The organism is Isoptericola sp. NPDC057391 (assembly GCF_042668085.1).
Taxonomy (GTDB): Bacteria; Actinomycetota; Actinomycetes; order Actinomycetales; family Cellulomonadaceae; genus Isoptericola.
Window position 1 is genome coordinate 1 of sequence record NZ_JBHVBO010000143.1, and the last position, 11576, is coordinate 11576.

At 75.0% G+C, this 11576-nt stretch carries 10 protein-coding genes and 1 tRNA gene; 2 read left to right on the top strand and 9 right to left on the bottom strand.

Going from position 1 to position 11576, the window contains the following annotated elements:
- A partial coding sequence (locus tag ACFUVW_RS15895) for a glycosyltransferase (protein ID WP_430572297.1) occupies positions 1–869 on the top strand: 869 nt, incomplete at its 5' end.
- Here the strand turns inward: ACFUVW_RS15895 and ACFUVW_RS15900 are convergent.
- The 9 genes from ACFUVW_RS15900 to ACFUVW_RS15940 all read right to left on the bottom strand — a co-directional run bounded on the left by ACFUVW_RS15900 (position 817) and on the right by ACFUVW_RS15940 (position 10677).
- Positions 817–2022 carry a glycosyltransferase gene (locus tag ACFUVW_RS15900; RefSeq protein WP_430572298.1) on the bottom strand — a complete coding sequence of 402 codons (1206 nt, stop codon included), beginning with the start codon at positions 2020–2022 and terminating at the stop codon, positions 817–819. The genes ACFUVW_RS15895 and ACFUVW_RS15900 overlap by 53 nt on opposite strands.
- Entirely contained in the window at positions 2019–3731 is a 1713-nt protein-coding gene (locus ACFUVW_RS15905) for a hypothetical protein (RefSeq protein WP_430572299.1), read from the bottom strand. Before ACFUVW_RS15905 ends, ACFUVW_RS15900 begins: the two co-directional genes overlap by 4 nt.
- The gene (locus tag ACFUVW_RS15910; RefSeq protein WP_430572300.1) at positions 3728–4885 is read right to left on the bottom strand and encodes a glycosyltransferase; all 1158 of its coding nucleotides are present in this window, start codon (positions 4883–4885) and stop codon (positions 3728–3730) included. Before ACFUVW_RS15910 ends, ACFUVW_RS15905 begins: the two co-directional genes overlap by 4 nt.
- A 114-nt stretch (positions 4886–4999) precedes the next feature.
- Positions 5000–5602 carry an aminoacyl-tRNA hydrolase gene (gene pth / locus ACFUVW_RS15915; RefSeq protein ID WP_430572301.1) on the bottom strand — a complete coding sequence of 201 codons (603 nt, stop codon included), beginning with the start codon at positions 5600–5602 and terminating at the stop codon, positions 5000–5002.
- A 106-nt stretch (positions 5603–5708) separates the two neighbouring features.
- Positions 5709–6329: a 50S ribosomal protein L25/general stress protein Ctc gene (locus tag ACFUVW_RS15920; protein WP_430572302.1), complete on the bottom strand. Its 621-nt coding sequence runs from the start codon at positions 6327–6329 to the stop codon at positions 5709–5711.
- 306 nt (positions 6330–6635) lie between these two features.
- Entirely contained in the window at positions 6636–7781 is a 1146-nt protein-coding gene (locus ACFUVW_RS15925; protein ID WP_430572303.1) for a glycosyltransferase, read from the bottom strand.
- A 68-nt stretch (positions 7782–7849) separates the two neighbouring features.
- The gene (locus ACFUVW_RS15930) at positions 7850–8833 is read right to left on the bottom strand and encodes a ribose-phosphate diphosphokinase (protein WP_430572304.1); all 984 of its coding nucleotides are present in this window, start codon (positions 8831–8833) and stop codon (positions 7850–7852) included.
- A complete protein-coding gene (gene glmU / locus ACFUVW_RS15935) occupies positions 8830–10446 on the bottom strand; it encodes a bifunctional UDP-N-acetylglucosamine diphosphorylase/glucosamine-1-phosphate N-acetyltransferase GlmU (RefSeq protein ID WP_430572305.1) in 1617 nt (538 codons plus the stop codon). The genes ACFUVW_RS15930 and glmU overlap by 4 nt, the downstream gene beginning before the upstream one ends.
- Positions 10447–10605: 159 nt before the next feature.
- Positions 10606–10677: transfer RNA gene (locus tag ACFUVW_RS15940), tRNA-Gln, on the bottom strand.
- Positions 10678–10893: 216 nt separating this feature from the next.
- Here ACFUVW_RS15940 and ACFUVW_RS15945 point away from each other — a divergent pair.
- Positions 10894–11493 (top strand): TetR/AcrR family transcriptional regulator, encoded by a 600-nt coding sequence (locus tag ACFUVW_RS15945; RefSeq protein ID WP_430572306.1) that lies wholly within the window; start codon positions 10894–10896, stop codon positions 11491–11493.
- The last annotated feature ends 83 nt before the right edge of the window (positions 11494–11576 follow it).

The window sequence follows — 11576 nt, forward strand, 5'->3', positions numbered from 1 at the left end:
GGGCCGCGCGACGCCTCGGGCTGGCGCGGCCGGTGCTGTGGGTCAACGACCCGTACGGCGCCACGCTGGCGCGCGTCAGCGGCTGGCCCACCCTTTACGACGTCACCGACGACTGGACGGCGGCCACGCGCGGCCCGGCCGAGTCCCGCCGCGTCGCCGAGTCGGACCGGTACCTGGTGGAGCACGCCGCCGCCGTCACCGTCTGCTCGCCCACGCTGGCGGCCCGCAAGGCCGACGCCCGCTCGGTCGTGCTGGTCACCAACGGCGTCGACGTCGAGCGGTACCGGCGCCCCGCGCCCCGCCCGGCCGACCTCCCGCCCGGCGCGACCGCCGTCTACGTCGGCACGCTGCACGCCGACCGGCTCGACGTCGGGCTGTGCGAGGACACGGCCCGCGCCCTCGACGGCGGGGGCTCCCTGGTGCTCGTCGGCCCGGTCGCGCTGGACCGGCCCGACGTCGACCGGCTGCGCCGGGCGGGCGTGGTCGTGCTCGGCGCCCGCCCGTTCGAGGAGGTGCCGGGGTACCTCCAGCACGCCGACGCGCTCGTCGTGCCGCACGTCGTCGACGACTTCACGGACAGCCTCGACCCGCTCAAGCTCTACGAGTACCGGGCCGTGGGGCGCCCCGTCGTCTCCACGCCCGTGGCCGGCTTCCGCGACACCGCCGACCCCCGCGTCGCCGTCGCCCCGCCGGAGGATTTCGCCGCCGCCGTCCGCGACGCGCTGGCCGGGCCGGCGCACGGGACGGCCGTGGGCCTCGACCCCGACACCGAGACCGACACCGAGCCGATCCCCACCTGGGTGCGCCAGGTGGCCCTCATGTCCGACGTCGTCGAGGCCGTCCGGCGACCCGCTCCCACACCTCGGTGACGGCCCGCGCGGTCGCGCGGGCGGGGAACCGCCGGGTCGCGTCGTCGTACGCCGCGCGGGCGCGGCGCTCGGCGGCGCCCGGGTCGTCCAGCACGGCGAGGAGCCCCGCCGCGAGCGCGTCCGCGTCGCCCGGCGGGACGAGCAGGCCCAGGTCCCGGCCGGGCGGCCGGACGATCTCCGGGACGCCGCCGGCGTCCGTCGCGACGACGGGGACGCCCCGCACCATCGCCTCGACCACCACCTGCCCGAACGGCTCCGGCACGGGCGAGGCGTGCACGCAGACCGACAGCCGGTCGAGCTCGGCGGCCGGGTCGTCGCTGAACCCGACCACGTCCACGGCACCCTGCAGGCCGAGCCGGCCGATCTCGGCGTCGACCGCGTCCGCGTAGGTGTCGGCCCCGAACAGCGCTCCCCCGACCAGGCGGAACCGCACGTCGGGGCGGCGGTCGAGGACCGTCCGCGCGGCCCGCACGAGCTCCAGCTGGCCCTTGGTCGGGCTCAACCGGCCGACCAGGCCGACCACAGGGCGCGCCGGCGGCACGCGGGCGTCGAAGGCCGGCACCGCCTGGTCCGGGGCGTACCCCGGGTGGACCACGGTGAGGTCGCGCACCCCCGGGAGCGTCCGCGCGGTCGCGTGCGAGTTCGCGACGACCGCGCGCGGCCCCCGGCGGGCCAGCCCGCGCAGGAGCCGGACCGCCGCCGCCGGGAGGTAGTCGGCGGCGATCCGGTCATGGACGTGCCACACCACCGGCACCCGGCACCACCGGGCCGCGAGGAGCCCCACGACGTCGGCGCGCAGCGAGTTGGTGTGCACCACGTCGGCGTCCGCGCGCCGGAGCACGGCGGCCACCCGGACCACCAGCCGGGCGGTCTCCCCCACCGCGAGCACCGCGCGCCAGGAGCCCGCGAGCGCGTGCCGGTCCATGCCTCGCGTCCGCGCCCCGGCCCGCACCACCGCCGTCCGCACGCCCGCCGCCCGGAGCCGGTCCACGAGCGGGCCGTCGTCCAGCACGACCGCCCGGAGCTCGACGCGCCGGGGGTCGAGCTCCGCCGCGAGACGCAGCAGCGCCAGCTCCCCGCCGCCGAGCGCCGCGGTGTGGTCGACGACGACGACGCGCAGGGGGCCCTCCCCCCGCGCCCGGCGGCGCGTCACGACCGGCGCGCGGTGCGCAGCAGCCGGCCGATCGACGGCGCGACCTGCGCGGGGGTCGGCGCCCCGGCCTCCGGGTCCGCCGCCGCGGGCGGCTCCTCGGGCACCCGGACCCCCGTGGGCGGGAACGTCGGCGGGTCGTCCGGCCGGTCGGTCGGCCGGTCGGACGGCCGGTCGGTCGGCAGGTCGGCCGGCGTCGACGGCGCCGTGACGGGCGCCGGGGCGACGTCCTCCGTGGCCGGGGGCTCGCCGTAGGTCGAGGCGTAGACCATCCGGCTGTCGCCCTTCACGCCGGCGAGCGCGACGCCGGTGAGGGGCACGTCGTTGATCCGCATCCGCTCGGCCGCCTCGACCAGCACGCTCCGGACGGTCCGGCCCGCGGTCGCGACCAGGACGACGCAGTCCGCGAACGCGCAGAGGATCGTGGCGTCGGCGGCGGCGAGCACGGGCGGCGCGTCGATGACGAGCACCTCGCCCGCGTCGCGCGCCGCCTCGACCGTCTCGCGGACCCGGTCCGTCGCCAGGTAGTCCGCGGGGTCCATCGTCGGGTCGTGCAGCGCGAGGAAGCGGAGGTTGGGCACCTGCGTGGGGCGCAGCCCGTCGGGGTCCGTCCCGGGCCCGTTCGGGCGCGGGAGCAGGTCCTCCAGGTCGGGCCGGCGCAGGTCGCCGGCCACCGCGGCGGTGGCCCGCCCGCTCATGGCCCACGACGCCGCGAGGTTGGCCGCGATGAACGACCGCGGCGCGTGGGGGTCCGTGGCCGTCACCACGACCACCGCGTGCTCCCGGTCCTGCATCGCCACGTGGAGCGCCGTGCGCAGCTCCCGGATCGACTCCGTGAACGGGGACGCGACGCGGCTCGAGACCGGCAGGACGGGCGTGCGCCGGTACGACTTGGCGGCCCGGGCCACCCCGTACAGCTCGGCGAGCACCGGCACGCCCGCCGCCTCGGCGGCGTCGGAGCGTCCGCGCAGCCGGGAGTCGAGGGCGCGCCGCGCCAGGGCGAGCCCGATGCCGACCGCCAGGCCCCCGAGCGCCCCCAGGAGGACGATGGTGGCCCGCGGCAGCCCCACCACGACGGCGGACGACCCCGTCGCCGGGACGAGCACCTGGGCGGGCGTCACGATCGACTCGAGCGTGCTGCGGCTCGCCGAGAGGGTCTGGTACTGGTCGATGATGGTGGAGCGCTCCGCCCCCGCCAGGGGGTCCTTGGGCTTGCTCTTCACCTGCGCGTCGACCGTGTCGAGCTGGGCGCGCAGGGCATCGCGGCGGGCGTCGATCTCGGCGATTTGGTCGTCGATCACGCCGGGCAGGCTCTCGACGTAGGCCGACGCGACGGCGTTCGCGAGCTCCACCGCGCCGGCGGGGGTGCCGGCCGTGGTCGTGATGGTCATGACCTGGGTACCGGCGTCGTACTGGCCCGAGATCAGCGCAGCGAGCCGGCGGGGGCTCGCGCCCTGGCCCACCGCCTCGCCCACCAGCTCGAGCACGCCGGGCGCCTCGACGAGCCGGGGGTCGGTGTCGACCGTCGTCGTGGTCGCGGGCGTGTCCCCGTCGCCGAGGTCGACGGCGTTGATCTGGACGGTGGCGGTCGCCTCGAACACCTCGGGCTTGCGCTCCGCGTACAGGAACGCGGCCGCCAGGGCGAGCACGACCGCCCCGACGAGGAGGTACTTGCCCTCCCACATCACCCTCAGGAACTCCCGCACGGTCATCGGCCCCCCACCTCCCTGTACGTCCCCGACGGCCGGGCCGTCGCGACCTCCTGCGCCACCACGTCCTGGAGCCGGGCGACGAACGCCTCCCGGGAGAACCCCTTCACGTGCACGCCGATGGCCTCGGCGTCCCACGAGCGGGCGAGCGCGGCCTCGATCCCCTCGGCGACCGGCCCGGCGTCCGGGCGGTCCACGTACAGCCCCGTCACGCCGTCGACCACCGTGTCCAGGTACCCGCCCGTACCGAGCGTCACCGCCGGGACGCCGAACGCGGCGGCCTCCAGCGGCGTGAGCCCGTAGTCCTCGTACGACGTGGCGACCAGCAGCGACGCGTGGCCGTACAGCCAGCGCAGCTGCGCGTCGTCGACCTTGCCGACGAACCGCACCCTCTCGTCCGCCAGGCGCTCGAGCCGCTCGCGGTCGGGGCCGTCGCCGACGACGACGAGGGGCAGCCGGAGCCGACGCGCGGCCGCGACGACGACGTCGACGTTCTTGTACGGCAGCAGCCGCGCCACGCAGAGCAGGTAGCCGGGGGCGAGCCCGGGGACCGGGGCCGCGGGCCCGTCGGGTTCCATCGCGGGCGGGGGCGGCACCACCTCGGCGTCGATGCCGTAGGCCTCGCGGACGGCGCGCCGGGCGACGGTCGAGACGGCCAGGTACACGTCGGCGCGGGCCGCCGCCGCCGCGTCGGACGCCCGTAGCCCGGGGCCGAGGAGGTCGAGCGCGGCGCCGGCGACCCCGGTGCGCCAGCGGTCCTTCCAGGCCCGGCCGGAGGCGCCGGAGAGGTACCGGTCGCGCTGGTAGAGCCAGCGGGCGGGGGCGTAGCAGTAGACGACCGTGCGCCGCGCGCCGCGGTAGCGGTGCGCCCACCCGCTCGAGCTGGCGAGGAGCACGTCGGCGTCGACGGGCTGGCTCTCGACCGCGCCGCGGAGCAGCGGCAGGGCCAGGCGGTGGTTGCGCCGCAGCGCGCCGAACCGGTCCAGCCGCGACGGGCGCACGTCCACGTCCGCGAACTCGGGGAACGTCCCGTCGGGGTGGTACAGCGTGGTGTAGAGCGGCGCCGACGGGAAGGCCCGGGCCATCGTCAGCGCCACCCGCTCGGCGCCGCCGCGCTGCGTCAGGTAGTCGTGCGCCAGTGCCACCGTCGGGCCCATGGTTCCTCCTCGTGCGGACGGTCGAGACCGCCCGTCGAGCGTAAGGAGACCCGGGCACGGAATGGACCCCGTGGCGGCCTTTCCACCCGGGTGAAGAGCCCGGTCAGGGCCCGATCACACCTTGGTGTGGAACTTCCCCTGCGCGGCGAGGAGCCCCTCGGCGAGCACCATCTCGACGGCGTCGGCGGCGTCGTCGACGAGGATCGGCAGGTCCTTGCGCTCGGTCGCGGAGAAGTCCTTGAGCACGTGGTCGGCGGTGTCCATGCGACCCGGGGGGCGGCCGACGCCGACGCGGACGCGGACGTAGTCCTTGGTGCCCAGGGCCTTGGTGATGTCCCGCAGGCCGTTGTGCCCGCCCTCGCCGCCGCCGGACTTGAGCTTGATGGTGTCGAACGGGATGTCGACCTCGTCGTGCACGACGACGACCTGGGCCGGGGCGACGCCGTAGTACTTCACGAGCCCGGCGACCGGGCCGCCGGAGGTGTTCATGTACGTGGTGGGCTTGGCCAGCACCACGCGCGGGCCGGGGCGCCCGCCCGGCAGGACGCCGAGCCGCGTCTCGGCGACGACCGCCTGCGCGCGGGCGTGCCGCGAGAACCGCGCGCCCGTGCGCTCGGCGAGCAGGTCGAGCACCATCTGCCCGACGTTGTGCCGGTTGCCCGCGTACTTCGGACCGGGGTTGCCGAGCCCGACGATCAGCCACGGGGTGTCGGTCATCTGCGTTCTCTCTCCAGGGTTCGGCGGCCGGTGCGCGGGGCGGGGGCGGACGCGCGAAGGGCGCCCGGAACCGAACGGTACCGGGCGCCCTGCGCGTGAGGCGGTGTCAGCCCTCGGTGGACTCGGCGGCCTCGGTGGTCTCCTCGGCGGCCTCGCCCTCGGCGGCCTCCTCGTCCTCGGCGGCGGCCTCGGCGCGCGGCTCGGCGATCTGGACGACGGCGGCCTCGGGGTCGGTCAGGAGCGTGGCGCCCTTCGGCAGCTCGACCTCGCCGGCGGTGACGTGCTGGCCGGCCTCGAGGCCCTCGATGGAGACGTCGACCGACTCGGGCAGGTGGGTGGCCTCGGCCTCGACCGACAGGGTCTGGGCCTCGACGAAGTGGATGGTGCCGGGGGCCGACTCGCCCACGACGTTCACGGTGACGTCGACGGCGATCTTCTCGCCGCGCTTCACCAGCAGCAGGTCGATGTGCTCGATGGTGCCGCGGACGGCGTCGCGCTGGATGTCCTTGACGACGGCCATCTCGGACTTCGCGTCGAGCTCGATCGTGAACAGCGCGTTGGAGTGACGCACGGCGAGCATCGTCTCGTGGCCCGGCAGGGTGATGTGCAGCGGGTCGGTGCCGTGCCCGTACAGGACGGCGGGGATCTTGTTCTCGCGACGGATGCGGCGGGCGGCGCCCTTGCCGAACTCGGTGCGGGCCTCGGCGGCGAGCTTGATGTCGGACACGTGGATCACTCCTGGGATGTCTGTGCGTGCCGACGGCCAGAGGGAGCCGTCGGCTGTCCACGAGGGGGTGGTCCCCGCGAACTGCGGTTGCGTCGGCGTGGGACACGTGACGGACGCGATCGAGAGCGCGCCGTAGGGGCACCCGCAGAACGCGGTGCACCGACAGCCGCCCAGTCGATCACGGAAATCCGACGGATCCTGCGCTGAGGGTGGCGGCCGGGTCGCAGGTGCTGGACCTGTACGACCTGGGTGACCGGCGCCCGTCAGACGTCCCTCGCCGAGGCAACCGAACGAGTATAGCCCGCCTCAGGGGCGGGCGTGCTCGCCCGTGCGCGCCGGGGACCGGGACGAGCCGAGCGGCCGGTAGACGACCTGCGCCTGGAAGACGAACCGCACGATGAACGCGACGAGGATGAGCGCCGCCTGCACCAGCTCGGGGTGCGGAACGGCGCGCTCGACGATCCACCACAGCAGCAGCGTGCGGACCGCGGCCTCGGTGCCGTTGAAGGCGAACGACCGCACGAAGCGGCCCCAGAACCCGTGCGCGCCGTCGCGCAGGTCGGCGAAGACGAACCGCTCCTGCAGCAGGAAGTTGATGACGATCGTCACCACGTTGGCACAGACCACGGCGGGCAGGTAGTGCACCCCAAGCCACTGGAGCCCCGCGAGGATCGCGAGGTTGAGCACGGCGCCGAGCGCCCCGATGATCGCGAACGGCGACAGGCGACCGAACCGCAGCAGCGTGAGCTGCTGCACGTAGCGCAGCCCGTTGGCGACGGTCGCCTTCGAGCGGCCCGCGAACCGTTCCCCGAAGACGAACGGCTCCTCGACGACGGCGAGCCGTTGCCGGGCGAGGATCTCGAGCAGGATCTTGAAGCCCCGGGGCCGCAGCCCGGCGAGGTCGACCGCCCCCTGCCGCACCACGAAGAACCCGGTCATGGGGTCGGAGACGTCGCGCAGCTTGACGGGGAACATCGACCGGGCCAGCAGCCCGGAGGCCTTGGAGACCCAGCGCCGGTACCGCCCGTCGAGGCCGCCGGCGTCGCCGCGGCCGGTGTACCGGGAGGCGACGACGACGTCGGCGCCGGTCTCGTGGGCGGTGGCGAGGAGCACGGGCACCATCTCGGGCGGGTGCTGCAGGTCCCCGTCCATCACGACGACGTGCTCGCCGGTCGCGGCGCGCAGGCCGGCGACGACGGCGCCGGAGAGGCCGCCGTCGGGCACCTCGCGGTGGATCATGCGCACGGGCAGCGGGGCCGTGGCGGCGACCCGCTCGATGACGGCGGGGGTGTCGTCCCTGGAGTCGTCGACGAACAGCACCTCGACGCCGCCGGGCGCCACGCGGCGGCCCTCGCCGTCGGGGCCGAGCGCGGCGGCGAGGCGACGGACCAGCTCGGCGACGTTGGGTCCCTCGTTGTACGTGGGGACCACCACGGTCACGTCCACCGTCATGTCACCGTGCCTCCCCTCGGGGGACGCCGCGGCCCGGGACGACGCACGCCCCGGGCCTCCGGCGTCGCTCAGGCGTTCCCGTCGAACAGGCTCGTCACGGAGCCGTCGTCGAAGACCTCGCGGATGGCGCGGGCGACGAGCGGGGCGATCGACAGCACGGTGAGCTTGTCGAACCGCTTGTCGGCCGTGATCGGCAGCGTGTCGGTGACGACGACCTCGGTGGCGCCGCACTCCTGGAGGCGCTGCGCGGCGGGGTCGGACAGCACGCCGTGCGTGGCGGCCACCGTGACGGACCGGGCGCCGGCGTCCATGACCACCTTGACGGCCTCGGCGATGGTGCCGCCGGTGTCGATGAGGTCGTCCACGAGCACGCAGTCGCGCCCCTCGACCTCGCCGACCACGCGGTTGGCGACGGCCTGGTTGGGGCGCGTGACGTCGCGCGTCTTGTGCACGAAGGCCAGCGGGCAGCCGCCCAGCTTGGCGGCCCATTGCTCGGCGACGCGGATGCGGCCGGCGTCGGGAGAGACGACGGCGACGTTGGACAGGTCCACCCGGGTGCGCACGTAGTCGACCAGCACGGGCATGGCCCACAGGTGGTCGACGGGGCCGTCGAAGAAGCCCTGGATCTGCGGCGTGTGCAGGTCGACGCTGAGGATGCGGTCGGCGCCCGCCGTCCGCAGCATGTCGGCGACGAGGCGGGCCGAGATGGGCTCGCGGCCGCGGCTCTTCTTGTCCTGGCGCGCGTACGCGTAGAACGGCGCCACGGCGGTGATCGAGCGCGCCGAGCCGCGCTTGGCCGCGTCGACCATGAGCAGCTGCTCCATGAGCCACTGGTTCACCGGGGCGGTGTGGCTCTGCAGCAGGAAGATGTCCGAGCCGCGCACCGACTCGCTGAACCGCACGTACGTCTCGCTGTTCGCGAAGTCGTACGCCGACACGGGCAGCAGCTCGATGCCGAGCTCCTTCGCCACGGCCTCCGCGAGCTCCGGGTGCGCCCGACCGGTGGCGAGGACGAGCGTGCGCTCACCGGTGCCGGGGATGAAGTTGTTCATCGCTGCGTGCTTCCTTCGGTCGGGTCGGCGGTCGGGTCGGGGCTGTCGGCGGGAGGCACCACCGGGATGGCGCCGGTGAGGGCATTGTGCGCGGCGAGCTGCTGCTGCGCCTGGGCACCGAGCTGCCCGCCCGTGCCCTCGGCGCGGGCGCGGGCGGCCGCCTCGGCCGCCGGCGAGCCGGCCCAGCGGCGCTCCACCCAGTCCTCGACGTTGCGCTGCTGGGCGCGCGCGACGCCGAGCGCGCCGGCGGGCACGTCCTTGACGATGACGGAGCCCGCGGCCGTGTACGCGCCGTCGCCCACGGTCACCGGCGCGACGAACATGTTGTCGGCGCCCGTCTTCGCGTACGAGCCGATCACCGTGCGGTGCTTCTTCTGGCCGTCGTAGTTCACCGTGACCGACGCGGCACCGATGTTGGTGTGCTCGCCGATCGTGGCATCGCCGACGTACGAGAGGTGCGGCACCTTGGAGCCCTCGCCGATCTGGGCGTTCTTCGTCTCGACGAAGGTGCCGATCTTGCCCTTCGTGCCCAGCTCGGTACCCGGGCGCAGGTAGGCGAACGGGCCCACGGACGCGTTCTCGCCGATGACGGACAGCGAGCCGTGCGCGCGCACGACGATCGCCCCGGCGCCGACCTCGACGTCGGTCAGCGTGGTGTCCGGGCCGATCGTCGCGCCGGACTCGACCTTCGTCGCGCCGTGCAGCTGCGTGCCGGGCAGGAGCGTGACGTCGGGGGCGAGCTCGACGTCGACGTCCACCCAGGTGGTCGCGGGGTCGACGACGGTCACGCCGGCCTGCATCCACTCCGTGAGCACGCGGCGGTTGAGCTCGGCGCCCAGGGTCGCGAGCGCCACCCGGTCGTTGACGCCCTCGACGAGCATCGGGTCGTCGCTCAGCACGGCGCGCACGGCGCCGCCCTCGGCCCGCGCGGAGGCGACGACGTCGGTGAGGTAGACCTCGCCCTGCGCGTTGTCGCGGTCCAGGCCGCCGAGCCCGCGGCGCAGCACCGCGGCGTCGAAGACGTAGACCGAGCTGTTGATCTCGCGGATCGCGAGCTGCTCGGGCGTCGCGTCCTTGTGCTCCACGATCGCCAGCACGTCGCCGGTGCCGGGCTCGCGCACGATGCGGCCGTAGCCGTTCGCGTCCGCGACCTCGGTCGTGAGGATCGTGACGGCGTTGCCGTCCGCGTGGTGCGCGGCGAGCAGCTGGCCGAGCGTCGCGCCGTCCAGCAGCGGGATGTCGCCGGCGAGGACGACGACGGCGCCGGCCAGGCCGTCGCCCAGCGGGTGGTCGCCCCCGTTGGCGTGGTCGGCGTGCAGCTCGTCGTCGACGGCGTCGTCGTGCACGAGCTGCGCGGCCCGCCCGGCGTGGGCGCGGGCGTCGAGCGCGTCGAGCGCGCACTGCACGGCGCGGCCGGTACCGGGGATCTCGTCCTGGTCGACGACGAACGCCGCCGGGTCGACCTCGAGGGCGGCGGTGGCGACGAGGTCGCGCTCGTGCCGCACCACCACGGCGACGCTCTGCGGGTCCAGCTCGCGTGCCGCGGTCATCACGTGCCCGAGCAGCGTGCGCCCGCCGATGCTGTGCAGGATCTTCGGCGTCGCGGACCTCATCCGCGTCCCCTGCCCCGCGGCGAGGACGACGACGGCCGCCGGTCTCGCCACCGCGTCGTCCTGAACGTCGTCCTGAACCACGTGCCCTGCGGCGTCCGGTCCTGTCGAGACCACGAGTGCTCCGTCTCTTCTCGGGTGTGCTCTGTCGATGGTGCCGAGCTCCGCCCCCAGGACTCGAACCTGGACCAAAGGCACCAAAAACCTCTGTGCTGCCGATTACACCAAGGCGGATCGGGCCCCCGGGCCGGGATCACGCCCCAGCAGGCGCGGCACCGTCGGGCGTCCGTCCTCAGTCTGCCAGGTCCGCACCACCGCCCCGGCACGCGTCCCGGCCTCCGGTCGCCGCGGGAGCCGTGGTACGCGCCACACCGGCCGGATCGCCCGGGGGGCACAATGGGGCCCATGCCCACCGACTCCCGCGCGTCCAAGCGTCCGCCGCGCGCCCGGATGACGGCGAGCCAGCGGCGCGAGCAGCTGCTCGCGGTCAGCCGCGGCCTGTTCGCCGAGAAGGGCTTCGACGGCACCAGCGTCGAGGAGATCGCGGCGCGCGCCGAGGTGTCCAAGCCGGTGGTCTACGAGCACTTCGGCGGCAAGGAGGGCATCTACGCCGTCGTCGTCGACCGCGAGGTGCGGGCGCTGACGTCCGCGCTGACCGGCGCGCTGGAGGAGGGCGGCCACCCGAAGGTGCTGGTGGAGCGCACGGCGCTGGCCCTGCTCGGCTACATCGAGGCGTCGGAGGACGGCTTCCGCATCCTGGTGCGCGACTCCCCCGTCGCGCAGGCCACCGGCACGTTCTCCAGCCTCATCGGCGACGTCGCCACCCTGGTGGAGCACATCCTCGGCGACCAGTTCAAGGCGAACGGCCTCGACCGCAAGGCCGCGCCGCTCTACGCGCAGATGCTCGTGGGCATGGTCGCGCTCACCGGGCAGTACTGGCTCGACGCCCGCAGCCCCGACAAGGCCGAGGTGGCCGCGCACCTGACCAACCTCGCCTGGAACGGCCTGTCCGGGATGGTCAAGAAGCCGGAGCTCACGAAGTCCCGCTGACCCCGGCCCAAGAATCGAGCGTGGGGTAAGGTTTGGCGGTTGGGGCGGGAGTGGTCCCGGTGAGCCCCCTCGGTGGGGGCGGG

What these genes read in the sequence shown, in the direction of transcription:
- ACFUVW_RS15905 (WP_430572299.1), bottom strand. Translation starts at nt 3,731, where the DNA reads ATGACCGTGCGGGAGTTCCTGAGGGTGATGTGGGAGGGCAAGTACCTC.
- glmU (WP_430572305.1), bottom strand. Translation starts at nt 10,446, where the DNA reads ATGAGGTCCGCGACGCCGAAGATCCTGCACAGCATCGGCGGGCGCACG.
- pth (WP_430572301.1), bottom strand. Translation starts at nt 5,602, where the DNA reads ATGACCGACACCCCGTGGCTGATCGTCGGGCTCGGCAACCCCGGTCCG.
- ACFUVW_RS15930 (WP_430572304.1), bottom strand. Translation starts at nt 8,833, where the DNA reads ATGAACAACTTCATCCCCGGCACCGGTGAGCGCACGCTCGTCCTCGCC.
- ACFUVW_RS15945 (WP_430572306.1), top strand. Translation starts at nt 10,894, where the DNA reads ATGACGGCGAGCCAGCGGCGCGAGCAGCTGCTCGCGGTCAGCCGCGGC.
- ACFUVW_RS15910 (WP_430572300.1), bottom strand. Translation starts at nt 4,885, where the DNA reads ATGGGCCCGACGGTGGCACTGGCGCACGACTACCTGACGCAGCGCGGC.
- ACFUVW_RS15925 (WP_430572303.1), bottom strand. Translation starts at nt 7,781, where the DNA reads ATGACGGTGGACGTGACCGTGGTGGTCCCCACGTACAACGAGGGACCC.